Raw genomic sequence first — 24,374 nt, 5'->3', positions numbered from 1 at the left:
GCAGCGGCCGCATCGCCGCGCCCCATGTCCGACAAGCAGCGCGGCTTCATAACGAAGCTGACGGTGCTGATTTCGGGCGGGATGTTCATCGACGGCTTCATCCTCGGCGGCATCGGGATCCTGATGCCCGCGATCACCGGCGATCTGGGTCTCTCGCTCACCTGGCAGGGTCTGATCGGTGCGTCGGCGCTGATCGGGATCTTCATCGGCGGTCCGCTGGGGGGCTACCTCGCGGACAAGGTCGGGCGCAAGCCGATGTTCACCATCGACCTGGCCATGTTCCTGGTCGGCTCCGCGCTGCAATTCTTCGTCAGCGATCCGCTGCAGCTGTTCCTCGTACGTCTGCTGATGGGCGTCGCGATCGGGGCGGACTACGCGGTCGGCTGGCCGATGCTCGCCGAATTCGCACCCGCGAGGCTGCGCGGCCGGCTGCTCTCGATCCAGGAGATCGGCTGGTATGCCGGGTTCATGGTGTCCTACACGCTCGGCTGGCTTCTGACGGTTTCGACCGAGGTCAGCTGGAACGTGATCCTGGGTCTCAGCACCGTTCCCACGCTGGTCGTCCTCCTGATGCGGCTGGGAACCCCCGAGTCGCCGCATTGGCTGATGAGCAAAGGGCGCGTCGAGGAGGCCGAGGAACTGGCGCAGGCGTACATGCAGGAAGAGGAGCGACGGGACCTTCGTTCGACGAAGGCGGATTCCGGCCTCTCCTTCGGTCATCTGTTCAGTCCGAAGTACATTCGGACGACGATCTTCGTGTCGGTCTTCTGGGTTTGCAACGTGACCCCCTATTTCGCGATCAGCACCTTCGCGCCAGCGGTGCTGAAGCATCTGGGCCTTGGGAACGGCATGGTCGGCGGCGTGGCGTTGACCGCGCTGGCGCTGCTCGGAACCATCGTCGCGACGCTGCTGGTGGAGAGCTGGGGACGGCGGAAGCTCGCGATCCCGCCCTTCTTCGTCTCGGTCGTGGCGCTTGTGGTCGTCGCTCTCTTCTCGCACCAGTCGGCGACCCTGATCGTGGTCTGCGTCGTCTCCTTCTCGTTCTTCAACGCCGTGTCGACGACGCTGTGCAGCGTCTATCCAGGCGAGGTGTTTCCGACCGAGATCCGGGGCATGGGCGTCGGCTTCGCCACGGCGGTGTCCCGGATCGGCGCGGCGGCGGGCACGTTCTTGATGCCGGTCTCCATCGACCATATCGGCATTTCGGGCACCATGCTGATCGCCGCGGGCATCAGCCTGTTCGGCGGCGTGGTCTCGTTCCTGCTCGCACCCGAGACGCGCGGGGTCGCGCTGAACGATGCGAGCGCGCCGTCGGACAGGCGGCAGGGGTACGTGTCCGACCCGCAGGTCGCTTGCGCGACGAAGTGTTCTTGAGGAGGAGGTGCGTACGGTGTCGACGGGAACGGAGCGATCAGACGGACGCGACGGGCGGCTCGCCTGATCATGGGAAGGGCCATCGCCTCGGTTCGAGCTCTGTTGATCGCGATATTTGTCGTCATGGCGGGCGGCGGATTCATCACGACGCTGGTCAGCTTCAGACTGGAGAGGGCGCACGAACCCGCGGCCGTCATAGGCATAGTCGCGACCTCCTACTTCATCGGACTGATGGTGGGATCGTCGCGCGTCATTCCGGTCATCCGCCAGGTCGGTCACATCCGCACCTTCGCGGCGGCGGTGTCGATACTGTCGGCCAGCACGCTGATCTATTCACTCGGGCAGAACGTGCCGTTGTGGACGGTCCTGCGCTTCGTCGACGGCATCTGCATGGCCAGCGTGTTCGTCTGTCTGGAGAGCTGGCTGAACGACTGGAGCGAGCCGTCAAGCCGCGGGACGGTCCTGGGTGTGTACATGGTCGCGCTGTACTTCGGCCAGGCTGCTGGACAGTTCCTGCTGAACGCGGGAACGACGGCGGGGGTACCCTTCATCCTGTCTTCGATCCTGGTCTCGCTCGCCGTGTTGCCCGTGACCCTCACGAAGATGGCTGGACCTTCGCTGGAGGATCAGACCCCCTTCTCGCTACGTCAACTCTACGCCACGTCGCCGTTGGGGGTGGTGGGCGTAGGGGCGACCGGAGTCATGATCGGTTCCTTCTACGCCTTCGGCGTCGTCTACGCGCAACGCATGGGGCTCGGCGCATCCGGGTCGGCCTTGTTCATGGGGCTTGTCATCGGTGGAGGCGTGGCGCTGCAATGGCCGCTCGGTTGGCTGTCGGACCGCTTCGACAGGCGCCGCGTGATAGTGGGCACCTTCGCTGCCGCCGCGGCCGTCTGCGCTCTCCTGACGCTGGCGAGCGCCGGGGCGCATCTGTGGATCATGTCGCTGGGGACGGTCTTCGGCGGACTGCTGTTCGCGCTCTATCCCCTGTGCGCCGCCCATACCAATGATTGGCTGCAGCCCAGCGAGCGCGTGAGCGCCAGCGGGGGGCTCATCCTGATCTATTCGGCGGGCGCCGCGGTAGGACCGTTGTCGGCATCGGTGGTCGTGCAGGCGGCAGGCGCACCGGGCCTGTTCATGTGCGTGGGCGCCGTGGCGATCCTCGCCTTCGTCTTCGGTACGTGGAGGCTGCGCAGTCGTGCCGGCGTGCCGGGGCGTTCGCAGCAGCCGTTCCAGGCCTTGCCTCGCACGACCGGCGTGTCGGCGGTCCTGACGAGGGTAGACGCTCAGGCATCCAGGAAGCCGAGCGCGGACGACGGACGCCCGGATCCTCTCCGATGACTTGAAGGGCGGAGCCGGAGTCCGCTCCACGACCCGAAGTCGCGCGACAAGTGTTCGGTCCCGATCGTGGGTGAGTCGTCCGCGCGAATGCGGAGAAGAGTAGGAACCGGGATCCGCGCCGCTTCGGCCATCGCAGGGCACCCGTTCGTCTTGGGCTTCCACATCGCGCGGAACGATGTCCGGCTCGTCTCGGGGGACGCGCGGGCGAAAATCCGGGCGGACGACCGGCGTGGGCACGAGCCGGTGCGGAGCGACGTCGGCTGGCCGTGGCGAGCCCCCCACGATGGTGCTTCGCTGCCGGCTCGCGCCCCTTTATTCGGGCCTTCGATGGTTCCGCGGCCAGACGCTGGCGGAAGCTTGTCGTCGCGGTCCAACATCAACGGGACGCGATGATGCCGATGGGATCTAAGGCTCGCCGGACGGATACTAGCGGCCTCGGCCCGCCTCGTTGATGAAGTCGACGAGGGGGCGTGCGGTCTTGAACGCCTCGATCGTCAACGCATAGCCCTCGTCGCTCTCGATCTGGGCGTGAGTCAGGGGACGGTTGGCGCAGAATCCCTTCATCCGAAGATATGGTGCGGCGGGATCGTCGGCGTCGAAACCTCGCGGCATCGTCTTCAGCTCCGCAGGCGAGGTGAGCCCGCCCTTGATCAGCCCGAGAAGATGTTCATCCTCTACGATGCCCCGCCATTCATCGTAGCGCTGTGAGATGCGCCCGCGAATCTTCCCCAGCAGGGGGGCGGGCGGCGTGTAGACGCCACCGCCCGCATAGCAGTGCCCGGGCTGGACGTGAACGTAGTACCCGGCCGGGCCACGGCTCTGCGCGTCTTCACCGATCGTGACGAACCAGTCGGTCTTGTAGGGCGGTTTGCCCTTCTGGAACCGCATGTCGCGGTGCAGGCGCGACACCGCATGCCTCGGATCGATTGCATTTCCGGCTATCCGCTCATCGTACTGGTCGGCTGCTCCGATGAGGCGCGCGGCCATCCGGGTGAGGTCTTCGATCGCGGCCTCGTAGGCGTCACGGTTAGAGTCGACCCATTCCTTGCTGTTGTTGTCGTCGAGCTCGCGGAGAAACGTCAGCGTCTTGGCAGCGATCATGATGCTCTCCTGAGGTCAGGCGTTGCGATTGAGGAATTCGACGAGCGGGCGTGCGGTGGCAAGGCGATCGACGACCGTGTCCGCTCCGTCCTGCGCCGTCAGGTCGGCGTGCGTGAGTTTGGCGGCGATGCCGTAGCCCTTCATCTTCAGCCAAGCCGCAGCCGGATCGTCTGGCGCGAAGTCGGTCGGCACGTTCTTCAGGGCATCGAGCGCGAATATGCCCTTCGGAAAGGCATCACGGAACGCCGGTTCGTTACGGATCTCCTCCCATCCGTTCGGATCGTCGGCGATGGATCGCCGCATGCGAGCGAGCGCGTTCTTGGAGGGCATCAGGAGCGATCCGCCGGTGCGACAGTTCGCGGGTTCGATGTGAAGGTAGTACCCTGCCAGGTAGGCCGGGTCGCCTGCGTTGAGGATGATGAGCAATTCGGTCTTGTAGGGCGGCTTGCCCTTGTTGAAGCGCGGATCGCGGTTGATCCGCTTCACGCATTTCCTCGGCTCGAGGTTCGCCTTCCCGATCGCGGGATCGTACCGGGTGGCGGCGTCGATGAGCGCGGCGGCAGCCTCGACGGCATCGGCCTTGGCCGCCTCATAGAGATCTCGATGAGTGTCGAACCATGCCTTGTCGTTGTTGTTGCCCAGCTCTTTGAGGAACCGTAGCGTCGCATCGTTGATCATGGGATCATCCGCGCAAAGAGAGGTGGCACTTTGGACGGTATCGTCCGTTGTTTGCTGAACGTGGTTGGGTTGAAAGGGTTCAATCGGCCGATGAGATGCCAAGGAGCCTTTCGCAGATGACGACTGGCAGGAACTACGTCGCGCGTCGCGGTCGTCCGCGGGCGGAGGACGCAGGGCGGGTGGAGCAACGGGTGCTCGATGCAGCGGCGGAGCTCTTTCTGGCGCAGGGGTACGGGCGTACAACGCTGGATCAGGTTTCCGAGCGGGCTCGAACCGGAAAGTCGTCGCTGTACGGCCGCTACGGCAGCAAGGAGAAGCTTTTCGCGGCGGTCGTCACCCGGTCGATCAACGACATGTTCGCCGACCTCGTCGCCGTACCTTCGGAGCGCGATCGCAAGGATCGCCTGCGCCATCTGGGCCTCGACCTGGTCCGCGTCCTGCTGACGAACCGCTGCGTCTCGCTCATGAGGATCGTCGCCGCCGAAGCCGCTACCTTTCCGGAGCTTGCGACGCTCGGCTACCGCATGAGCTTCGAGGGCTCTGCACGGGTCGTCGCACGGACGCTCGCCGATGGTGACGATGAGGCGAAGGTGGAACGTATGCTGCCCGTCGCCTGCCGCTTCGTCGAACTGGCGCTGCAGCCCATAGCGTTCCAGGCGACGTTCGGACGACCGATGGACGAATTGCTCGCCAAGGCGCCGCGCGACGTCGAGGACGCCATCACGCTCTTGATCGCGACCGGACGGCTATCCGACGCCTGACGTTCGACCTCCAAGGGAACAGACCGGCGAGCTCTGCATTCTAGCGGCATTGGACGAAATCGTCCAAAGGAGTGCGCTCGTGCGGTTGGTGGTGAAATCCGGGTTGTCTGCGCGTCCCTCGGCGTTCTGCCGGGCGAGGTCGCTGACGCCGGCCGAAAGCGGGTCGACGGCGGCGCCGAACCCCCGTTGCAGCCACGATGCCGTTCACCGTTCCGTAGGGGGTAGCTGATGCGCTCGGCGCCGAATGGCCCCATCCCGCCCGGGCGACCGCCATCTCGCAGACCGCCGATCGCGAGAGGGTCGAAGACGACGGCATACGGGGGGCGTCTGCGCAACGTCGCTCTTGAAGTGGCCTGCGGCGGAAGGAGCCGGCTTCGGGAAGCCAGCTCCGCCGTCCTGGCCTTCCGAACGATTCCCCCGATCGCGTGGCCGTCGTCACGTTCGCCGTCGATCGTGGCATAGCCCGCCAGCATTCATCGCCAGCCGCGGCTGAGCCGCAGCAAGCTTTCTGAAACCGCCTCCTAAACCTCGCTCACACCGGAGATACGTCATGCCGAGCCTGTTCGACCCGATCACCCTTGGTAGCATCGAGTGCAAGAACCGAATTCTGATGGCACCGCTGACGCGTGGTCGCGGCACCCATACCCACATCCCGAACGACCTCATGGTCGAGTACTACCGTCAGCGCGTCCACGCCGGCCTCATCTTCACCGAGGCGACAGGTATCTCGCAGCAGGGACTTGGAACGCCCTATGCACCCGGCATCTGGACACCTGAGCAGATGGATGGCTGGCGCAAGGTGACGCGTGCCGTTCACCACGAGGGTGGGAAGATCGTCCTGCAGCTCTGGCATATGGGCCGGGTCGTCCATTCGTCCTTCCTGTCCGGCGAAAAGCCGGTCTCCGCGTCGGCGACGACCTCCCCGGGGCATGCCCATGTCTATCATGGCAAGGAGGAGTACGACACGGCGCGGGCGCTGAGCGTCGAGGAGATCGCGGGCATCGTCCACCAATATGGCGTCTGCGCGCGCAACGCGATGGACTGCGGTTTCGACGGCGTCCAGGTGCACGGCGCGAACGGCTATCTGATCGATCAATTCCTCCGCGAGTACAGCAACTTCCGGAAGGACGAGTACGGGGGCAGCATCGACAATCGCATCCGCTTCTTGACCGAAGTCGTGACCGAGGTGGTCGACGCCGTCGGCGCCGCGCAGGTCGGGGTCCGGCTGTCGCCCAACGGTGAGATACTGGGCGTCAACGACACTGATCCCATTCCGCTTTTCACCGCGGCGGCACAGCGTCTGAACGACATCGGCATCGCCTATCTCGAAGTTCGCGAAGCCGCGCCGGGAGCCGATATGCTGCAGTCGGATTCCCCGCAGGTGCATCCGTCGATGAGGGAGGTCTTCCACAATCCCTTCATCATCAACGGCAGCTTCGATTACGCCTCGGGCATGGAGGCGCTGAGCAACGGTGACGCTGATGCCGTCTCCTATGGCCGCCCGTTCATCAGCAACCCCAACCTCCCCAAGGTCTTCAAGGAAGGCAAGAAGCCGGCTGAGGACGACATGAAGACGTGGTATTCGCGCGGCCCCAAGGGGTACACCGACTACCCCGAACTCTGACGGGAAGGCTGCCGCGCCGGCTGGTGCGGCAGCCTTCCGTTTCTCGAGAAGACCGGGCAGTCTCGACGGACCTGCCCGGCAGGCGGCCCGGTTCACGAGTCCGCGCCTCGGCGCGCCCACATCGGACGGACGCCCCGAAACCCATACCCACCTCGAAGATCCCGACGCCATCTTGGATGATCGCGGTCTTGCCTGCCCGCGCCGACAAGCCGATCGAGCGGTGGATATCCCCCAGCTGTGCTCGTCCCTGCCCCTGGACCGGCTTATTCGCCCGAAGCAGGAAGGGCGCCTGATCAGCCAGCTCACCGATCCTAGACGCCTGAACCTGGCCATCGGCCTGGGGGCAACATGCGGAAGATGAATTTAGACGTCCGATGAAATCCCGACGTTGCGGGAGGCGAAACGCCTACCGCTGCCGCTCTGGGAGTGACGGGATCGACGCGCCGATCTCCTCCGACGTGTGCTCCGACTTCATCGGTTCGGAACGGCTCGGAAGCGGGTACGATGCTCGTTTGGGAGTCGGGAGCCGTTGGTGTCGCCATCGTCGTGGTCGCGCGCACCGGGGTGTTGTACGTTCTCACCTGCGCGTACCGGATCGACGAAGCGTCCACTCCGCGAGAAGATCGGCCCCGTGCGGAGGAGGTGATGTCAGACGTCAACAGCAGCTGGATCACTGTTTCGGCATCCTGAGAGGCAGAGCCGATCCCGACGCCGATCGAGCTTGAGGCCTGTCGCAGCGACGGGGTCATCCGCCTCGTCCGGTCCCAATCGCCACGTTCGCCGGCGTATATCCAAGGTGATGGAGGCGGCGGTCGCGGACCGCCGCCTCCGCACCTCGTCAGGCCGCCTGCGTCTCGGTCCCGAGCGAGGTCTTAAGGGCTGTCCGGCTGGCTGCGGCGAGGCGATCTTCGATCTCCTTCCACTCGGCTGCCATCTCTCCCCAGCGCGCCGCCTGGTCGTCGTAGCCCAGCGCCTTGGCGGTCGCCGGCTGCGCTTCGAATGCGTTCCGATAGTATTGCGCGCCGGTCCGCGAGCCCGATATCACGCCCAGATCGATCACATCGTCCGAGGCCGCGGACAGCATCTCGTCGGTGCCGTTGCCGACGCCCTCCATCACCCGATCCTTGAAATCGTTGGGTCGTTCCTCCAGCTCGCCAAGGAACGAGACGATCTTGTCCCGATGAATGGAGGCAAGTTGGCCGTAGTCGGCGACGATCGCCTTCAGGTCCGCGTTGGCTGCACTCTCTTCGAGCTTGGGGGCGCTTGCGGCACCCTGCTCGCTGGCCGAGCGCAAGGCGTGAAGGGCAGCGACGTAGTAGCTCCGGACGTTCTGCCTCGACATGTCGGTTCCTTTATAGACGGGATCGTCCATTGCCGATGAACCTCGCTCCTCCTCCATTGTTCCGGGTTGGCGTTGACATCAGCAGGGCCTCGCGAAACCGATATTCTTTCCGTCGCCTAGCGCTTGGTCGTTCCTGCCGGATCTTTGGAGCGACGTGTCATCAGCAGCCGATCGACATCTACAAAGGCAGGTGCCGGCCGCCGAGGAATCGAGACGGTCCGTCGCGGGACCGAACGCAACGGGGTGAAGCCACGCCGCGCGGCCGCCTCTCGCGCGACCGCTCCCGGTGCCATGGCCTCTAAGGTGTGCGTGGCCGCCCCTGTCCGGCGCTTCCCGGACACGAGCAGCCAGAGCGCTAACGCCGCCTGCCCGACGAGCATCGGGTCCATGGGCGCCCCGATTGGACATCATGGTGATGTTCCGGAGGGATGAGGGGAAAAGACGGAGGCCTGGCCCGGCCCCGCGGCTTCGCCGTAGGGGTGAATTCATTAAGAAAAGGTTAAATGCCGGTGCAGTTTGCGAAATTTCCTCGGGCCGAAGTGCCCGCTGGCGAACCGGCGTCCGGCGGCGGCGGTCCGCCGGACGACTTCGGCTCAGGCAGCCTTGGCGAAGGTGTCGAGGAGCGCGTTGGCGTCGAGCACCGTGATCAGACCGCCGATGCGAGAGACGACGGGGGCGCCACCGAGCTCGGTCGTGGCGCGTGCCGCGACGGCGGCGAGCGCGGTCTCGTAGCCCCGCTCATCGATCCGGATCGGCATCCTGGAGATCTTGAGCCGCCCCTTGGCGTCGAGCGACACGGTGAGGCGGGTGTCGGCGAACATCAGTACGGCCGCGTCGCGTTTGGCTCGCTTCCACAGGCGTCCGCCGCGCAGCAGGATCGTCCTGGCGAGGCCGTCGGTGACGACGACGTCGACCGTCGTCGGCAGCATCTTCTCGCTGGTGGCGTCGAACGCCGGATAGACGATCTTGTAGTTCCTGCTGCAGGCGAAGCGCCCGAGGGCGTCCTCGTCCGCCTTCGTGGGAGGCGTGCCGCCCATGAAGAGCGTGTCGGTGTCCGGGTGCGGGCGTCCGAGCGGGGACATCTCGCGGTTGATGGCCACCGTCACGTGGTTGACGGCATGGATGTCGAGTTGGTCGGTCATGATATTCCTCACGGTGGGCTCGCAGCCGAGCGGCGATGGTTCAGAAAGCCCGCAGGGGATCTTTTCCCCTCCGCACATGCTTCCAAACCTGCACACCCGTGAACGATGGTGTGAAACCTCGGCTGGGCCAGCGAGGATCGCTTACGTGATTGTTGGGGGCGTAGCGCTTGGAGGCGCTGCGACGGTGATCCGGGACGTGTCTCGCGGATGGCGCACGGATCGAAGCAGTGGGCACGGAGGGCGTTCCCTCGCCAGGCGACCGATCGGCCTTGGCGTAGCGCCGCTAGCCAGGCGACCTCCGGGATCGGTCGTCGATTGTCGTGGGTGCCGTCTTCCTCGCCTGCTTCCATCTAGAGGTCGGCGGTCGACGGCGGGTGGAAGGGCGGAGTGGCGGGAAATCATGTGCCCGCCGACCACGCCGGTGGTTTCTCCCTTCGTTCGAAGCGTCCGGGAACGGATTTGACATCCGTCCCGATCAGGATGGCGATGCGTTGTGTGCGTGATGTGCTATGGTCATCCTTGGAGGAGCGGGGCCATGGGTATGATGATCCTTGCGATGGTCTTTGTCCTGATGATCACCGCCTTGGCTTGTCGCGCGAACATGCGCTTCCGCCGAGAAAGTCGACTTCCCATGCAGTGGGGGATCACCGGGGCCGTGACTTGGACCGCGCCGCGGCCCGTCGCGCTCGCCTTCATGCCCGTGCTGGCGCTCGGCGTTCTAGGCCTTCAAGTGTTCATGGCGCGGCATTTTCCCGCTCGCGCCGGGCAGGAGGAGCTTTGCTTTCCCGTATTGGTCGGAAGCGGTGTCGTCCTTGTCTCGATCCAGCTTCTGCATTTCTGGTTGATCGGCAGGTCCTTGCGCCGCGACGCCGAGTAGGTCTCCCTTGATCGTCAGGTCGGCGTTCCGATCGACCAGCTCATCAAGGCAAAGCCCTCAGCCGTCGCGCCGTTGCTTCCTGATGGTGAAGGCGGATTTCAGCGTCATCCTGTTTGGTGGAGCACTCCCGTTCGGCGGGGCAGCGCTCCACCTGGGTTCGGCGATCGCCGTTATGATCGTGATGGACGGAGCTCCAGACAGATCAGCGCCCCGATCGCGAGGACGACTAACGATCCCGCCACGAACCAATCACCGGTGGCGATGATGTCGCCGGCAGGCGTGCGCCATCGCCGTTGGCCGCATAGGATGTACGGCACGACGAGCGATCCCCGCGCAAGGAGGATCACCGCGAAGGATCCCAGCGCGATCCGGACAAAAGTCAGCCTGCCGCTCGAACGAGCCACCAGGAGGCACGACAGCGCCGCGCCGACGAGCGATGCCGCGATGGCTAGCGTGCCGAGCAGCGCCGGCCAGGTTCCCGCGGCGGCGGAAGCCACGATCGACGGTGGCGCTCCTGACGCTGCCATCCACCGCGGCCCGCCCAACCATGCGGCAAGATGCACCACGGCACCGGCGAGCAATCCCGCGGCGGCGAGTTCAAGCGCGGATCCGGATGCAGGTCGTGTGTTGCTCATGCAGCACACCATAGGGCCACGATCGCCTCGCGCAAGCGCTTGACCGCGACCTCTGGACCCGACGACGAATTGGAGCACGCTTTTCCCCGTTCTACCGTCGGCATCCGCTTCGGCGATCGCACGTCATGGCTTTGGTGCGCGCGGCCGCCTGAGCCCTTCTCGGGAGATGTCCGGATGGACGTCCGACGGCCGCGCATCCGTCGGATCGCCGTCCCGATCCACCGCCTCCGGGCCACGTCCGAGCCATGCGGCCGCGCGGGGAATAGGGGTCGGTCGGCATCCGAAGGTATCCATTCGGATACTACGGCCTTGACATTGTATCCTGGTGGAACCTATGTCCGCTGTCGGAAGGATCGAAGATGTCGAACAACGCCACCGAGAAATTTGAACGTGCCGCCATCGTCCCCGACGAATCCTTCGACACCCGCGCCGCCGCCGCCTACATCGGCTGCAGCGCCGGACACCTCAAGAAGCTGCGGCTGGAGGGCGGCGGTCCGAACTACCATCGGCTGTTCCGGCGCCGCGGGATCGTCTACCGCCGTCACGACATCGACGAGTGGCGCTCCTCCCGCCGCTTCGGATCGACGACCGAGTATCCGGAGACCCTGTCGTGACCGGCTCGATGGGTGCCGAGGCGCTGGCCCTTACCTACGGGGAGCTGGAGCGGACGATCGCCGATCTCAACGGGACCGACCCGGAGGCGATCCGCGTCAGGTTCCGCAAACTTCGCCTGAGGCCGTTTCCCAGCGACATCAGGACCGGTACCGGCGTTCGCGTCCGCTACGATCTGGCCAGGACCATCGCGCTCGCGACCGTCTTCGAGCTGAACTCCCTGTGGCTGCCGCAGGGAAGCGCGGTCTCGATCGTCGAGCGGGCCTGGCCGGAGATCTGTCGCGCGGCCGTCTGCGCGGCGTCGGATCTCGGAGTGGCGAATCGGCCCCCAGCAGCGCCCTCAACGGCGGGCGCCGTGGTCACCTTCATGCCCGACGGGTTCGCCTCGGGTGCCGTTGCGGAGGTGGTCGCCGCGTGGGCGGGTTCGTCCTCGACGCCGAGTGCCTCCGGAATCCGCGTGGACATGACTCGACCGGTCTCGGCGGTGCTGGCGACGGCCGATGCGGGCGATCCCGTCGCGGCCTTCGCCGATCTTGAGGCGAGGTTCGGCTGGACGCGCCCGCACGACGTCGCACCCCCGGGGGGGAAGCTCGGAGATTTCCTGGAGGACGGCCCGTACCTCGAGCGCGCGGACGCACTTCTCGGCGCGGCGGGCGCCCTCGAGGCCGCCACCGACGGACCTTCCCGCGTGCGCATTCAGGCGCTCGTCGACTATCTCGCCGAACCGGCGCCGATCGACGCGTGGAAGGCTAGTATCGGACGCCATGCCGACGAACCGAGATTGGGACACCTCCTCATGTCGTTCGCCAGGCTGCACGGTCTCGATGCGCCGGGATACGAAACCGTGGAGGCGGCCGTCGGACCGGAAGATCTCGGCATCCTGGCGGCGGACCTCATCCGTGGCGCCCGCGGGCGGTCCTCCTGACGCGGCCACCGCCGCCTCGCCCCTTCCTCGTCACAAACAGAGTCGAACGTTCGGAGATACAGATGCCCACTTCGCGCAAGAACCAGAAGTCGACCGCACTGGTCGTCGCGACCCCCGCGACGGACGACCGGATCGTCGCCGTGATCCGTTCGGCATCGGCGGTCGCCAGGATCGCCGGCTCGGGTGGTTCGATCGAGCAGGAGGATGGTACGATCCTCGTCTCGGATCGCCCGTACATCACGGCCGGAGGCCTGACGATCGACGCGGAGGAGATCTACTACAGGGCGGAACAGCGGACCTCGTCCGCTCGACGGCTCGGGGAGGCCGACAAGGTCTCGTGGCTCGATCCCGAGACGCAGCTCGAATGCATCATGATGCGCGCGGGCAACGGCGGTTTCCTCGGCGGATACGTCGGCATTCCGCCGTCCCATCCGCTCTACGGCTTCGACAGGAATGCCGTCCCGTCGGAGATCGACGTGCATGGAGGCGTCAGCTATTCGGCCGCATGCCAGGCCACCCCATCGGCGAGGCCTTCGCTCGTGGCCGAGGCGAACAGGATCTGTCATCCGCCCGTCAGGCCGAAGAGGACGCGAGCGCCGCTCGATGCCGCCGTTCATCAGCCCCACCGGGATGCGTGGTGGCTGGGGTTCACGTGCGACAAGGTGTACGACGTGATCCTGGACGACGCGGGCGACCGCAAGCGGTTTCTCGGTGCCGAAATCGGTGGAACCTATCGCGACGACGACTACGTCTGCCGCGAGATCGAGCATCTCGCGCGTCAGCTGAAGGCAATCGCCGACGGCGAGCCTATGCCCCTCCGACGGGGGGCGCCGGCACCTCCGTTGGGCCTTGACGCGAAGAGGGGCGCATGACGGTGCAGCACCGTGGACCGGGAGCCCGGGAGGATCATCCGCTTCCCTGGGGTTCGTGGCTGACGCAGGTCGGTCGTGAGGTGGAGGACGACGACGGCAGGCGCTGGAGAAGCGTGCGGGAGGCCTTCTGGATCGGACGCCTCGGATTTCCTTCGGTCCACTTCGTTCCCGAGCAGCAGGAACTGCTCTTGCGCGTGCTGACCGCCCTCGAGCATGGATGGCGCTCGCCAAGCGAGAACATGCATGACCTCTTCTTCGGCGACATGATGTTCTGGCGCTTCTACATGTGCTGGCTCGTCTCCATACGGCTCGCCAAAGCGCACGATCACGGCAATCCGCTGAGCGCAAGGCTCACGGAAGAGGGATTGCAGGTCCGCCTGATGCTCTCGGCCACCGCGGAGCCGGCTTGGGCGGAGTTGCCCATCGCGGACGTTGTGGAAGCCGTCCGCCACGCCCATCACGGCGGCCCCGAGGGATCGCGCGAGGCCATGCTCCAGGCCTTCGAGCGGGAGACGGCGACGCGACCGAGTGGCTTCGCGCGCAAGACGGTCGGGCGATCCCACATGATCGTGCTGACGGGGCTCAGCAAGGACGGCCGAATGCCGATGAGGCGCACGTTCTGGTCTCTCGGCTTCGCCGATTCCGACGACCGTGACGATTTCTTCGGGTGGTTGGCGGTCCGCGCCCATCGCTGGGACGACTGGGCGGCCATCGCGTACCGGAAGGGCGCGGACCGCCTGACGCAGCATCTCCTGACGCTGATGTCCACCTCCGCGGGGAAGGGTCCGGACGCCGGCTGATCGGTGAACGCCGTGGATCACCAGCGGAAGGAGCGGTTATCCGGTCGACCGGCCCGTAGCGGTGGAGTCCGACCATCCGAGGCCGGAGTGATGGCCGATCGAGGTGGAGGTAGCGACCGTTCTCGCATCGGCTAGGTCGGGCCAGACCGTACTGGCCTGATCTGTGCACAGCGTGCGGCAGCTTATCCGCAGGGCAGCTGAGCGCCCTGGAGACACCGACGCGCGCCGGAGGGAACGAGGCTGCACTGGCTGCGGTCTGGGCGGCGCCATGCCGTCCAGGCTTTGGCCACGACGCCAGCGGCGTGGGGCCACGCTCCTCTCACCCGCCGACCTTGCTCTTGAGCGGCTCGGGCTTCTCGCCCTCCGGCAGGAGCTCCTGCAGACGATCGTAGACCAAATCGGCGCTGAATGGCTTCTCGACGAACACCGCTCCGTCCGGCATGTCCGCAGGGCCGGACTTCGCCTTTCCCGAAGCCACCATTATCTTGATCTCCGGCCAGCGCGTACTCGTCTCGCGCGCCAGATCGAAGCCGTCGCGTTCGCCCGGCATCTGGACGTCGGTGAACAGCAGGCGGATGCTGCCGTCGTGCTTTTCCAGAACGTCGATCGCCTCGGCGACGTCGCCGGCGTCAAGCGGCCGGAATCCGGCATCGTGCAGGATGTCGCACGTGTTCAGAAGGATGAGGGCGTCGTCGTCGACGACCAGCGCGAAGGGGGACGTGTCGTCGGTCATCGCCTGAGAATGGTTGACCTGCGACATAGTTCACGAAACCCGGCGATGTGGCCGCTGATGGTGGTACGGCCTCGGCCTCAGGACTGGCGGGTGTTGGGGCGGCGCGCTACATCTCGAGCAGCAACCGGGGCGCCTCTTCCCCATGCTGGGGGAAAGATGACGACGTCGACCGCCTTGCTGATCCGTCTGCGCGAGATGACCCTCGCCCGGCCCCGCCCGCGGCCGTTCCGATTCGGATTGGCCGTGCTCGCCGTTGTCATCGTGGCCCTTGTTCAGTCCGCCCTGTTCGGCTCTTCGGCCCCGTGGTTCCTCTACACGCCTGCCGTCGTGCTGCTGACGCTGTTCCTGGGACGTGGATCCGGCATCCTCGCGACGCTCCTGTCGGCGATCGGCGCCGGGATGGTCGTAGCGAAGTCTGACGAACCGCTGCTTCTGACGCCCGTGCACTGGTGCGCCTCGATCATCTTCGTCGTCACGACCTTGGGGTTGGTCGTGCTGGTGGAGGCGTTGCGCACTGCCTTGCTGGAGGCCGATGGGCTCCGAGAGGAACGCGAGATGGCGCTGGTCGTCACGGGGAAGCGCGAGGCCTTCCTGGCCGGCGTGCTCGCAAGTTCCACCGACTGCATCAAGGTGCTCGACCTCGAAGGCAATCTGACCTTCATGAGCGATGGCGGCCTTCGCGTCATGGAGCTGAGCGACTTCAACGCCGTCGCGGGATGCCCTTGGCCCGACTTCTGGCGGGATGCCGGCAACGCCGAGGCCGAGACGGCCATAGCGGCCGCGAGGGAAGGGAGCGCGAGCACCTTCATAGGCATGGCGGACACCTACAAAGGCACATCCAAATGGTGGCACGTCGCGGTAAGTCCCATCAGGGGTCCGGATGGCCGCCCCGATCGCATCCTGTCCGTGTCGCGGGACATCACCGAACTGCGAGCCAGCGAGGAGGAGCGGGACCGATTCGTGCGGCTGGCGGAGAACAGCACCGACTTCGTCGGCATGGCGCGCATCGATGGCGGCGTCTTCTACATGAACGATGCCGCGAGGCGGCTCGTCGGCCTGGATGATGCCGACATCGACAGGCTCAACATCACCGACTTCTTCCCGCCCGAACAGGCCCAGACGATCGTGCGGGACGTGCTGCCGCAGGTCGACCGCGACGGGCATTGGATCGGCGAGTTGGACTTCCGGCATTTCCGGACCGGCGAGTCTATTCCGGTCCTCTACTCCGTCTTCTCGATCACCGACGCGGGTGGGGCGCTTCTAGGATACGGCACCGTCACCCGCGATTTCCGCGAGCGTCGTCGCGCCGAGGACGACATGCGGCTGATGAACGGCGAGTTGGCGCATCGGCTCAAGAACGTGCTGGCCGTCGTCCAGTCGGTGGCCGCCCAGACGCTGCGCACCGCGCCCGACACCGAGACGGCCAGCCACGATCTCGGTGCTCGTCTCGTCGCGCTGGGCGCCGCCACGGACGTGCTGACGGACAGCTCCTGGCGATCGGCCGATCTGCGCGAAGTGGCGACGCGAGCACTGCTGCCGCACGGTGGCCCCGGCGGCCGGATCCTGCTGGAGGGCCCCGCCATCACTCTGAAGCCGGAGGTGACGGTCGCCTTCGCGCTCGCGCTGCACGAACTGGCGACGAACGCCGCCAAGTACGGGGCCCTGTCGAACGACGTGGGCACGGTTGCGCTCCACTGGGCGGTGGCCGGCCGAGGGGATCGCGCCGTCCTGTCGATAGTCTGGCGCGAGCAGGGCGGCCCGCCCGTGTCGCCGCCGACGCGCAGGGGCTTCGGATCGACTCTGATCGAGCGGTCGCTCCGCTCGTACTTCCGTGGAAAGGCCGCGACGGACTACCGTCCGGAGGGCTTGGTTTTCGAATTGGAGACGCGGCTTGGAGATGCCGCGATTATGGGTGAGTAGAGGCAGTGGCACAGAGCGAGCCGCGGAGCGGCAACACCATCCTGATCGTAGAAGGAGAAGCGCTGATCCGGTTCGACGTCGCCGCCTTCTTCGAGGAGCGCGACTGGCGCGTGTTCGAGGCGGAAGATGCCGATCAGGCGGTGACCGTCCTCGATCGGCACGCCGACATTCCAGTGGCGCTGATCGACGCGACGGTCGGCGGCCGCATGGACGGACTGAGATTGGCCCATCACGTTCGCGAGCTCTTTCCACCGACGCTCCTGTTCGTGGTGTCCGGTTTGGACCCGGTTCCGCGGGAAGCTCTGCCGGAACGGGCGACCTTCCTTTCCAAACCGTTCGATCCCCACCGCGTGCTGCGCCAGATCGGGCAGGGCCAGGCTTCCCCATGACCGACTGAGCGCGCCCGACATCCGGTGGCTGCGCGTTTCGTCCTTGGGTGGGCTGGGGCAGTCAAGTGCGCCTGGCGACGAGAGCGATGGTCCGCCGGATTACTCTAATCCGGCGTCTCCGCTTGATCCCACTTCGGACCCATGCTTGGCGCGAACCATGGAGGTTCGCTCCGGCCGCCACAAGCTGCGCCCGAGCAGGGCTCAGTACGCCCGGCTCGGCGGCGTGCACGGCCATTGCATGCGGTTGCGCTACGCATGCCTTCAGGATCTGCGGGACCCGTACCGCGCCTGCGGACGGGATCGCGGTGCGCTTGGAGGAGATCGCGGACTTCACGGCCTGGCAGGCCATGAAGGAGCCGGATATGCGGCGTCGTCATGCGCTTGCTGAGGACCGAGGGATCACGAAGTTGCGTGGTCGGATCGCCGCAGGCGATCCGAAGGCCGATCCTGCGGATGTGGGCATCCGTCCTTGGCGTGCCGAGGACGCTTCATCCTTCGGCCGCGCCATCTGCAAGGCGGATCGGATGCGCCGTCTGGCCGAGATCCGCGCCGCCGATCCCGAAGGGATCGGCGCCGTGCCGCTCTCGATCCTGCGCGACCAGGTGACCTTGGCTACCAACCGCGGCTGTGGTGACCTGGGATCGACGCCACCGCGATCGGCTGCCCAATCGGAGATGGGCGCTGGCGAGCATCTCCCGGATAGCCTCCGCCGCTGACCATCTTCATCAACGCTTCGTCTGGACCGCGGCCCGTCCCGGTCCGCCTCGACATGGACGTCGGTCTGTGCCTTATTCTGCGTCCTCGGAGACGCGAAGGGGCAGTCGAAGCGTGGGTGAACCGGAAGGCGCGTTCGTGCGGGGGCCCTGGACCGATCGTCGGAGCGGCAGGAAGCTGCACGGGGACGATCCGCGGTCGGATTTCGAGGTCGACTACGCCCGAGTCATCCACTCCGGTTCGTTCCGCCGCCTCCAGGGCAAGACGCAGATCCTCGCCTTGGGGGACGACGACTTCTACCGGACCAGGCTGACGCACTCGCTCGAGGTCGCTCAAATCGCCGGCGGCATAGTCCAGAAGCTCGGGCACGAACGCGACGACGCGATTCGGGAGCTCATCGCTCCGAAGGCGCTGTTCCCCACCCTGGGCCTGGCGCACGATCTCGGTCATCCCCCATTCGGTCACGGAGGCGAGCAGGCGTTGGACGCGAGCATGGCCGCCGCCGGCGGCTTCGAGGGCAACGCGCAGACGCTTCGCATCCTGACCCGGCTTGAATGCTTCTCGCCAACTCACGGTGCGGACGTGACCCGTCGCACCCTGCTGGGCGTGCTGAAGTATCCCGTCAGGCGATCCGACGTCGTCCGGACGGAGCTGGACGAGGTCGGCCATGCGGCCAAGGCTTACTACGACGATGATCAGGACGTCTTCGACTGGGTGACCGAGCCCTTCTCGGACGGGGACCGCAGAGCGTTGGCCTTGATCAGGGAGCGGCCGTCCGGCCACGCGCGGTCGGTCCACAAGTCGTTCGACTGCAGCCTCATGGATGCGGCGGACGACATCGCGTACGGCGTGCATGATCTCGAGGACGCGATCGCATTGGGGCTGGTGGAGCGCGACCGCTTCGCCGCGGCGGTCGACGAGAAGGTCTGCGCAGGGCTGCTGACCGCGCTGGCGGAACGACCCCTCGAGGATGGCGGAACCTACCATGCTCTGATGAGCGCCCTCTTCGGTGACGAAGGGCGTCGGAAGCGGGCCATCGGCCGCCTGGTGCATCACCTCATCCGCAACGTTTCCGTCCCGATGGTCGACGGATTCGAGCACCCGCTTCTTGCCAGGAGAGTCGCGTTGGGATCGGAGGCACGCGCTCTTCTCGACGCGTTACAGACGGTCATCGTCGACGAGGTCATCGACGCCGCCCGCGTACAGCAGTTGGAGTACAAGGGGCGCAGGATGGTCGCCTCCGTGTTCGAGGCGTTGGCTTCGGACCCGCGACGACTTCTTCCGCGCGAGGTCGGCGCTCTCGTCGATCGCTCGGGTGCACGAGCCATCTCCGACTACGTGGCATCCATGACCGACGGTTCACTGCTCAAGACGTACGAGCGCCTGTTCAGCCCACGCATGGGGTCGGTGTTCGATCACTTCTGAGGATGTAATCGACTCGCCTCGGCGAGCCGATGGAGGCCTCCGAGCCGACCTTCGGAGGCGTGCCCGCCGGACTGGCATGGTACGTTGTGCGAATCGTCTGTCCTTCTCTGGAGGGCGATGACGGTCGATCGGGTGGTCGAGCCGTCCCTCCTTCCCGTGCCAAGTGCACGACGGGGTCGTCGACGAGCGACGTACCGGGTTTTGCCGCGACCCGGGGCCCTGTAGGTGACCGGACCATGATCGATCTCGACCCCTTGGACGCCTTGGCGCTCACCCTCCACCACTCGCCGGGCGTGCAGGCGCTGCTGCTCGGCAGCGGGATCTCCAGAGCCGCAGGCATCCCGACGGGGTGGGAGATCACCGTCGATCTCGCCGCCCGCGTGGGAGCGGTCGAAGGGGCCATGGGTGTCTCTGATTGGCCGACCTGGTATCAGGAACGGTTCGGTCGTCCGCCGCACTATTCGGAAGTCCTCGATGCGGTCGCCTCCTCGCCCGCCGAGCGGCGCTCGATCATCCACGCGTACATCGAGGGCCAAGGGGAGCCCCGCCAGCCCACGCGCGCCCACCGCGCGATCGCGCGATTGGTGTCGTCCGGCGCCGTTCGCGTCATCCTCACGACGAACTTCGACCGGCTGCTCGAAGCGGCTCTGCGGGAGGCCGGCGTGGAGCCCACCGTCATCGCGTCCGATGATGCGATTCTGGGAGCGACGCCGCTGCCGCATTCCCGTTGCACGGTCCTCAAGCTGCACGGCGACTACATGGATGCCCGGATCAGGAACACCGAAGGCGAGCTTGACACCTACTCGGCTCCGATGGACGCGCTGCTTGACCGCATTCTCGACGAGTACGGACTGGTCGTCTCGGGCTGGTCGGGCGAGTGGGACACCGCTCTGCGCAAAGCCATCCTGCGAGCGCCCAACCGTCGCTATCCGTTCTACTGGACGTCGCAGGGCGTCCCTGCTCCTGCTGCCCTCGATCTCGTCGACCACCGTGACGGCCGGCGGATCGTCGTGTCGGACGCGGATGCGCTGTTCGAGCGTCTCACGGGGAAGGTCGAGGCGCTGCGCGCTCTGGACCGACTGCACCCCCGCTCCGTCGCGATGACGGTCGCGGAGGGCAAGACGATCTGCCGCGACGAGAGGTCGGCGCCGGAGTGGGCTGATCTCCTGGCGCGGGAGTTGGAGACGACCATGGACAGGGTGGTGTCGGCCATCCCCACCGACAGGCCGACGACCGATCTGGTGAACGAGGTGGTCGCCCGGATCATCGGCCACTCCGAGGGGCTGCGGCGACTGGTGCTGGTCGGCACCCGTTGGGGAGGCGAGGAGGCCTTCCGGGCCGTGCTGCGGGCCATCGTCGACGCGGGGTCGCCCGCCGACGCGCAGTCGGGCTACACGTACTGGAGTTCCCTGCGCGTCCTTCCTGCATCGATGTGCTTCCACTGGGCGATTGCCGGGGCCCTCATGCGGGAAGACCACGAGCGTCTGGCGCGGATCACGCGACTTGAACTCCCGCGCCGGTACGACGGCTCCGCATCGGCCGCCGTGACGCTCCCGCTGGGGGCGCTGAGGGACGTGGAGTGGAAGTTCCTCCCCGGCTTGGAGCGGCAGTACACCCCCCATAGCTGGTTCTTCTCCAAGCTGTTCGAGCAGGACGCCCGAGACGTGGCGGCCTCGACAACTCAGGCGCAGGAGGCCTGGGATGACGGCGAGTTCTGGATCGCGTTGGAGGCGGCAAGTCGTCGCTTGCCCGAATACAAGAAGAACAGGGGATGGTTCTGGGTCCCGCCGGGTCGCTTCGTCTGGCGTGGCGAAGGTCGACGCCTGGCGGATCGGCTCTCGGCGATCCGGGCGCTGCCCGTCGACGCACCCCAGTACCGGGCGGGGCTGCTCGGCGGCGATGCCGCGGCCGCGTCCGAGATGCTGGAGGCCGTCGAGGACTTCTTCCGCAGGGTCGCATCCAGCTGGCATTGACCGCGCATGTACGCAAGCGGCCATCGCAGTGCGGAGGGCGGCAAGAACGCTCGGCGCTAGCCCCATTGAAGTCACGACATCGCGGCGAGGGAGGCTACACGACTGCTCTACGCGTCCGCAGGCCCCCTCGCCGCGATCCGTAGTGATACGGATGCACCCGTCAGGATGGGATAGTCAGGTTCGCCTGCCCTCGTCGCAGGCCGCGGCGAGGAAGGAGCTCAACTCCTCCACGGCCGCGATGCTCGCCTTGTAGACGATCGACCTACCGATCTTCTCCGAGGAGATCAGGCCGGCGGCCGACAGGATGGTGAAGTGGGGGCTCATGCCGTTCTTGCTGAGCCCCACGGCGCGGGCGATGTCTCCCGCCATCATCCCCTCCGGGCGCCGAGAGACGAGCAGCCGCCAGACATCCAACCTCGTCGACTGCGCGAGCGCGCTCATGATCCGCATGGCCTGCATCTTTTCCACTCCACGGTTGTAAGATGAACAGAGGCCGACGGCAAACGCGTGCGGGTCCACGCCGGACGAAAAAGAAACTAGCAATGTTCCGGAACTATTGAATGTTTAGACGGTTCCTCCATGTGCATGCCGCAGCTGACTGCCGGGCACCCGGACGGCGCGAGGTCGAAGGTTCTCCCTGAACGTTCGTTCGGTGCCTGGGGGCGGGCAAATGACCCCCGAGGACCGTCACGTGAGCCGGATCCTGGACATGCGAGCCACACGGAAGGCTCGAACGAAGGAGCGAAACCATGGCGGACGCAGCCGGCGACGATGGTCGACGGGCGATCTTCAGAGAGGCGGGGCGTCGCGCGAGGGACGAGGCGGTCACCATCTCGCGCATGGCCGAAGCGATGCGCCTCGCCTCCTTCCGAAGCTACATCGCCAGCGCCGTCGACATGATGCCGGCCATCCTCCCCGACGTGACGGCGTCGATCGGCCTCTCGCTGGCGGAGGCGGTGCAACGCCTGCGGCCGACCGCCGCCTGGCCTGCCTGCGCGGGCAGGAACGTCGAGGCTTCTACCCCGCGACCACTTCCATCCTTCGTCGCGCTGGGGAGGCGTTGGTCGGCGACCACCGCAGCCGGGAACGTCCATGCGCATCCGTCCCGCATCGGGTCCGCCCTGCTGGCCGACGGAGCGCTGACGGACTGGGTCGAGATCGTGGCCTGCGGAAGGTGGCTGGAGGTTGCGATGCGCAGCGACGCCTTCGAACTGGCCACGCATGAGGGGGCGGCCCGTCTGAAGCTGGAAGGTCGGCTTCCGGAGGTCGTGCTCGCGACGTGCGCGGGCCGGCGGCTCGATGAAGTCGTCGATCTCCCGCTCCTGCGCGGCCGAAGCCTCCTCATCGACACGGCCGGCGTCTCGGCGGCCGACACCGTCCTCCGCCTCCGTGTCGGTGGTGCGTCCGTCGCGTTCCCGTGGCGGGACTGATCGCGGATCATCCCATCTTCGACTGCACGCGAGGCGTCGGAATGCCTACGGCCGGAGCACCCTCGGGTGGGCCGTCCGGGATACATCGCGCTCATCCTGTCCCGCATTCCCGAACGCTGCTCTCACTGGTGCGGGTCTCGATGGGCGCGTTGATCGTACTTCCGGGAATCGCCGGAACAGCGGCTAGGAGTACAGTTCGAGCTGTGGCCAAAGATCGCCGAGCGACGGCGTCACGCCTTCGCACAGTGCGATCACCTTGCCGTTCTCGAACGCCATCGCATAGCGCGAGCCTGTGACGCCGAGCAGCGTCGCCTTGCGGCAATGAGGTCGCAGCCCCGCCATGTCGTCCTGGATCGACAGCACGTTGGCCGGGTGCTGACCGCGCAAGCCCCACAGGAAGTACTGGTTGTGCCCGCTGACCACGGGCGGCAATTCCCTGCCGTAGAGATCGAGCGCGGCGGCCTCGCCATAGTTCTCGACCTTGATCGCGGTAGCGGCGCGCTCGGCCGGCGGGATGCGCTGCCATGCCGCCTCGACCTGATGGACGTAATCGTGCCAGCCGAGCTGGTCCGCCATGACCTGGGGCAGCACGGTGCCCTTGAAGCTGCGCTCCTGTTGCTGCGGTGCGAACCCGGTCCGCTCGATGTAGGCTTCGAGGACCGGCGGGGAGAGGATCGGCAGCGCCAGCGGCGCGGCGAGCGCGGACAGGGCGATGGCCGCCGCCACGCCGCTGGCGGTCGCAACCCGGCCGAAGCGGGTGCGCATCAGCGGCGCGAGCGCCACCGCGCCGATCGCGAACAGCGTCGGATAGATCGGCGAGAGGTAATAGTCCTTGCCGTGCCCGATCCGCACGATGGCGACCACCACGACCGCGGCGATCACGAGGAAGCGCAGATCGCGCAGGCGCCGCACGGTAAAGGGCGCGACCAGTCCGGCGATCCACAGCGGCGCGAAGGCCGGGTTCATCACCAGCACCTGATTGGCCAGGAACGGCAGGGCGGCGGTGTCGGCGTTCTTGCCTTTGGCCGCGGCGCCGAGTTCCAGGAACGGGAAGCCGTGCGCCCATTGCCAGAGGAACGATGGCGCCGCGATGAAGGCCGCGAGCGCCGCTCCGATCCAGAAGGAAGGTCCCAGCAGCACCCGCCGCTCCGCCGTCAGGAGCAGGCCGAGCGTCAACCCGACCATCCAGAACAGCATGGAATATTTCACCTGCAACGCCAGCCCGGCGACCAGGCCGGCGAGGATCAGCGCGCGATCGTAACCCTCGCGGTTCGCCCTGACCAGCAGCCAGGCGACGGCGGTCCAGGCCAGCGGATCGAACGCCGACGTGTTCAGCGTCGCCGTCAGCCCCATCAGCATCGGCGCGATCGCACAGGCGAGGCCGGCCAGAGCCTGCGCTCGCCCGTCTCCGCCCAGCAATCGGGCGAAGCGCATCGCCAGCCACACCAGCGCGCCGGCCGCCAAAGCGGTCGGTATGCGCAAGCCCTGTGCGCCCAGGCCGAGCTTGTAGAGCGAGGCGGCCAGCAGCGGCACGGCCGGCGGCTGATCGACATAGCCGAAGGCAGGATGCTGGCCGCAGACGATGAAGTAGAGTTCGTCGCGGAACAGATCGTAGCGGCCACCGAGCGCCAGATGCAGGGCGACGACGATCGAAGCCCCGAACAGCGCCGCGGCATCCGCCGATCGGAGGCGGGACACCGTACCGC

The 24,374-nt window shown here is 66.6% G+C and carries 23 protein-coding genes; 15 read left to right on the top strand and 8 right to left on the bottom strand.

Going from position 1 to position 24,374, the window contains the following annotated elements; genetic code table 11:
- Window positions 1–24 precede the first annotated feature (24 nt).
- Window positions 25–1,374: an MFS transporter gene (locus ACTZQ5_RS06290; RefSeq protein ID WP_443584307.1), complete on the top strand. Its 1,350-nt coding sequence runs from the start codon at window positions 25–27 to the stop codon at window positions 1,372–1,374.
- A gap of 69 nt (window positions 1,375–1,443) precedes the next feature.
- A complete protein-coding gene (locus ACTZQ5_RS06285) occupies window positions 1,444–2,715 on the top strand; it encodes an MFS transporter (RefSeq protein WP_443584306.1) in 1,272 nt (423 codons plus the stop codon).
- Between the two features lie 426 nt (window positions 2,716–3,141).
- On the opposite strand, the gene ACTZQ5_RS06280 is transcribed toward ACTZQ5_RS06285, so the two are convergent.
- Together ACTZQ5_RS06280 and ACTZQ5_RS06275 are read right to left on the bottom strand one after the other, a co-directional pair.
- The gene (locus ACTZQ5_RS06280) at window positions 3,142–3,816 is read right to left on the bottom strand and encodes a DUF2461 domain-containing protein (protein WP_443584305.1); all 675 of its coding nucleotides are present in this window, start codon (window positions 3,814–3,816) and stop codon (window positions 3,142–3,144) included.
- A gap of 15 nt (window positions 3,817–3,831) precedes the next feature.
- Complete coding sequence (locus ACTZQ5_RS06275; RefSeq protein WP_443584304.1) at window positions 3,832–4,494, bottom strand: DUF2461 domain-containing protein; 663 nt, start codon at window positions 4,492–4,494, stop codon at window positions 3,832–3,834.
- Window positions 4,495–4,685: 191 nt separating this feature from the next.
- Here ACTZQ5_RS06275 and ACTZQ5_RS06270 point away from each other — a divergent pair, with 191 nt between their 5' ends.
- Both ACTZQ5_RS06270 and ACTZQ5_RS06265 read left to right on the top strand, forming a co-directional pair.
- Window positions 4,686–5,255 carry a TetR/AcrR family transcriptional regulator gene (locus tag ACTZQ5_RS06270; protein ID WP_443584303.1) on the top strand — a complete coding sequence of 190 codons (570 nt, stop codon included), beginning with the start codon at window positions 4,686–4,688 and terminating at the stop codon, window positions 5,253–5,255.
- 550 nt (window positions 5,256–5,805) lie between these two features.
- On the top strand, window positions 5,806–6,879 hold the full coding sequence (locus ACTZQ5_RS06265; RefSeq protein ID WP_443584302.1) for an alkene reductase: 1,074 nt from the start codon (window positions 5,806–5,808) through the stop codon (window positions 6,877–6,879).
- A gap of 838 nt (window positions 6,880–7,717) precedes the next feature.
- On the opposite strand, the gene ACTZQ5_RS06260 is transcribed toward ACTZQ5_RS06265, so the two are convergent.
- Together ACTZQ5_RS06260 and ACTZQ5_RS06255 are read right to left on the bottom strand one after the other, a co-directional pair.
- A complete protein-coding gene (locus tag ACTZQ5_RS06260; protein ID WP_443584301.1) occupies window positions 7,718–8,251 on the bottom strand; it encodes a DUF892 family protein in 534 nt (177 codons plus the stop codon).
- Between the two features lie 563 nt (window positions 8,252–8,814).
- Window positions 8,815–9,363, bottom strand: a complete 549-nt coding sequence (locus ACTZQ5_RS06255; RefSeq protein WP_443584300.1) for a hypothetical protein — start codon at window positions 9,361–9,363, stop codon at window positions 8,815–8,817.
- 535 nt (window positions 9,364–9,898) lie between these two features.
- Here ACTZQ5_RS06255 and ACTZQ5_RS06250 point away from each other — a divergent pair.
- The gene (locus ACTZQ5_RS06250; RefSeq protein ID WP_443584299.1) at window positions 9,899–10,240 is read left to right on the top strand and encodes an SdpI family protein; all 342 of its coding nucleotides are present in this window, start codon (window positions 9,899–9,901) and stop codon (window positions 10,238–10,240) included.
- A gap of 170 nt (window positions 10,241–10,410) precedes the next feature.
- Here ACTZQ5_RS06250 and ACTZQ5_RS06245 read toward each other — a convergent pair whose 3' ends face one another.
- A complete protein-coding gene (locus ACTZQ5_RS06245; protein WP_443584298.1) occupies window positions 10,411–10,875 on the bottom strand; it encodes a hypothetical protein in 465 nt (154 codons plus the stop codon).
- A 359-nt stretch (window positions 10,876–11,234) separates the two neighbouring features.
- Between ACTZQ5_RS06245 and ACTZQ5_RS06240 the strand changes: the two genes are divergently transcribed.
- From ACTZQ5_RS06240 to ACTZQ5_RS06225, 4 genes are all read left to right on the top strand, one after another.
- Window positions 11,235–11,489 (top strand): hypothetical protein, encoded by a 255-nt coding sequence (locus tag ACTZQ5_RS06240; RefSeq protein WP_443584297.1) that lies wholly within the window; start codon window positions 11,235–11,237, stop codon window positions 11,487–11,489.
- The gene (locus ACTZQ5_RS06235) at window positions 11,486–12,412 is read left to right on the top strand and encodes a hypothetical protein (protein WP_443584296.1); all 927 of its coding nucleotides are present in this window, start codon (window positions 11,486–11,488) and stop codon (window positions 12,410–12,412) included. The genes ACTZQ5_RS06240 and ACTZQ5_RS06235 overlap by 4 nt, the downstream gene beginning before the upstream one ends.
- 62 nt (window positions 12,413–12,474) lie before the next feature.
- Complete coding sequence (locus ACTZQ5_RS06230) at window positions 12,475–13,284, top strand: hypothetical protein (protein WP_443584295.1); 810 nt, start codon at window positions 12,475–12,477, stop codon at window positions 13,282–13,284.
- Entirely contained in the window at window positions 13,281–14,084 is an 804-nt protein-coding gene (locus ACTZQ5_RS06225; RefSeq protein WP_443584294.1) for a hypothetical protein, read from the top strand. Before ACTZQ5_RS06230 ends, ACTZQ5_RS06225 begins: the two co-directional genes overlap by 4 nt.
- Before the next feature lie 319 nt (window positions 14,085–14,403).
- Here ACTZQ5_RS06225 and ACTZQ5_RS06220 read toward each other — a convergent pair whose 3' ends face one another.
- Window positions 14,404–14,817 (bottom strand): response regulator, encoded by a 414-nt coding sequence (locus ACTZQ5_RS06220; protein ID WP_443584293.1) that lies wholly within the window; start codon window positions 14,815–14,817, stop codon window positions 14,404–14,406.
- Between the two features lie 156 nt (window positions 14,818–14,973).
- On the opposite strand from ACTZQ5_RS06220, the gene ACTZQ5_RS06215 reads away from it, so the two are divergent.
- The 5 genes from ACTZQ5_RS06215 (at window position 14,974) to ACTZQ5_RS06195 (ending at window position 21,238) form a co-directional block, all read left to right on the top strand.
- Window positions 14,974–16,737: a sensor histidine kinase gene (locus ACTZQ5_RS06215; protein WP_443584292.1), complete on the top strand. Its 1,764-nt coding sequence runs from the start codon at window positions 14,974–14,976 to the stop codon at window positions 16,735–16,737.
- 5 nt (window positions 16,738–16,742) lie between these two features.
- Window positions 16,743–17,126: a response regulator gene (locus tag ACTZQ5_RS06210; protein ID WP_443584291.1), complete on the top strand. Its 384-nt coding sequence runs from the start codon at window positions 16,743–16,745 to the stop codon at window positions 17,124–17,126.
- A 311-nt stretch (window positions 17,127–17,437) separates the two neighbouring features.
- Window positions 17,438–17,842, top strand: a complete 405-nt coding sequence (locus ACTZQ5_RS06205; RefSeq protein ID WP_443584290.1) for a hypothetical protein — start codon at window positions 17,438–17,440, stop codon at window positions 17,840–17,842.
- A gap of 112 nt (window positions 17,843–17,954) precedes the next feature.
- Window positions 17,955–19,265: an anti-phage deoxyguanosine triphosphatase gene (locus tag ACTZQ5_RS06200; protein ID WP_443584289.1), complete on the top strand. Its 1,311-nt coding sequence runs from the start codon at window positions 17,955–17,957 to the stop codon at window positions 19,263–19,265.
- Between the two features lie 236 nt (window positions 19,266–19,501).
- Window positions 19,502–21,238, top strand: a complete 1,737-nt coding sequence (locus ACTZQ5_RS06195; RefSeq protein ID WP_443584288.1) for an SIR2 family protein — start codon at window positions 19,502–19,504, stop codon at window positions 21,236–21,238.
- Window positions 21,239–21,412: 174 nt separating this feature from the next.
- Here ACTZQ5_RS06195 and ACTZQ5_RS06190 read toward each other — a convergent pair whose 3' ends face one another.
- Window positions 21,413–21,697: an ArsR/SmtB family transcription factor gene (locus ACTZQ5_RS06190; RefSeq protein ID WP_443584511.1), complete on the bottom strand. Its 285-nt coding sequence runs from the start codon at window positions 21,695–21,697 to the stop codon at window positions 21,413–21,415.
- 290 nt (window positions 21,698–21,987) lie between these two features.
- Here ACTZQ5_RS06190 and ACTZQ5_RS06185 point away from each other — a divergent pair, with 290 nt between their 5' ends.
- Window positions 21,988–22,668 carry a hypothetical protein gene (locus tag ACTZQ5_RS06185; RefSeq protein ID WP_443584287.1) on the top strand — a complete coding sequence of 227 codons (681 nt, stop codon included), beginning with the start codon at window positions 21,988–21,990 and terminating at the stop codon, window positions 22,666–22,668.
- A gap of 183 nt (window positions 22,669–22,851) precedes the next feature.
- Here ACTZQ5_RS06185 and ACTZQ5_RS06180 read toward each other — a convergent pair whose 3' ends face one another.
- Entirely contained in the window at window positions 22,852–24,366 is a 1,515-nt protein-coding gene (locus ACTZQ5_RS06180; RefSeq protein ID WP_443584286.1) for an ArnT family glycosyltransferase, read from the bottom strand.
- Between the last annotated feature and the right edge of the window lie 8 nt (window positions 24,367–24,374).

The organism is Sphingomonas cellulosilytica (genome assembly GCF_052321755.1).
Classification (GTDB): Bacteria; Pseudomonadota; Alphaproteobacteria; order Sphingomonadales; family Sphingomonadaceae; genus Sphingomonas.
This window is presented reverse-complemented; position numbering and strand designations above follow the sequence as displayed.

Coding starts and splice junctions, on each gene's coding strand:
- ACTZQ5_RS06195 (WP_443584288.1), top strand. CDS start 19,502: ATGATCGATCTCGACCCCTTGGACGCCTTGGCGCTCACCCTCCACCAC.
- ACTZQ5_RS06245 (WP_443584298.1), bottom strand. CDS start 10,875: ATGAGCAACACACGACCTGCATCCGGATCCGCGCTTGAACTCGCCGCC.
- ACTZQ5_RS06250 (WP_443584299.1), top strand. CDS start 9,899: ATGGGTATGATGATCCTTGCGATGGTCTTTGTCCTGATGATCACCGCC.
- ACTZQ5_RS06290 (WP_443584307.1), top strand. CDS start 25: ATGTCCGACAAGCAGCGCGGCTTCATAACGAAGCTGACGGTGCTGATT.
- ACTZQ5_RS06265 (WP_443584302.1), top strand. CDS start 5,806: ATGCCGAGCCTGTTCGACCCGATCACCCTTGGTAGCATCGAGTGCAAG.
- ACTZQ5_RS06215 (WP_443584292.1), top strand. CDS start 14,974: ATGACGACGTCGACCGCCTTGCTGATCCGTCTGCGCGAGATGACCCTC.
- ACTZQ5_RS06230 (WP_443584295.1), top strand. CDS start 12,475: ATGCCCACTTCGCGCAAGAACCAGAAGTCGACCGCACTGGTCGTCGCG.
- ACTZQ5_RS06190 (WP_443584511.1), bottom strand. CDS start 21,697: ATGCAGGCCATGCGGATCATGAGCGCGCTCGCGCAGTCGACGAGGTTG.
- ACTZQ5_RS06185 (WP_443584287.1), top strand. CDS start 21,988: ATGGCGGACGCAGCCGGCGACGATGGTCGACGGGCGATCTTCAGAGAG.
- ACTZQ5_RS06225 (WP_443584294.1), top strand. CDS start 13,281: ATGACGGTGCAGCACCGTGGACCGGGAGCCCGGGAGGATCATCCGCTT.
- ACTZQ5_RS06220 (WP_443584293.1), bottom strand. CDS start 14,817: ATGACCGACGACACGTCCCCCTTCGCGCTGGTCGTCGACGACGACGCC.
- ACTZQ5_RS06260 (WP_443584301.1), bottom strand. CDS start 8,251: ATGGACGATCCCGTCTATAAAGGAACCGACATGTCGAGGCAGAACGTC.
- ACTZQ5_RS06255 (WP_443584300.1), bottom strand. CDS start 9,363: ATGACCGACCAACTCGACATCCATGCCGTCAACCACGTGACGGTGGCC.
- ACTZQ5_RS06275 (WP_443584304.1), bottom strand. CDS start 4,494: ATGATCAACGATGCGACGCTACGGTTCCTCAAAGAGCTGGGCAACAAC.
- ACTZQ5_RS06240 (WP_443584297.1), top strand. CDS start 11,235: ATGTCGAACAACGCCACCGAGAAATTTGAACGTGCCGCCATCGTCCCC.
- ACTZQ5_RS06280 (WP_443584305.1), bottom strand. CDS start 3,816: ATGATCGCTGCCAAGACGCTGACGTTTCTCCGCGAGCTCGACGACAAC.
- ACTZQ5_RS06285 (WP_443584306.1), top strand. CDS start 1,444: ATGGGAAGGGCCATCGCCTCGGTTCGAGCTCTGTTGATCGCGATATTT.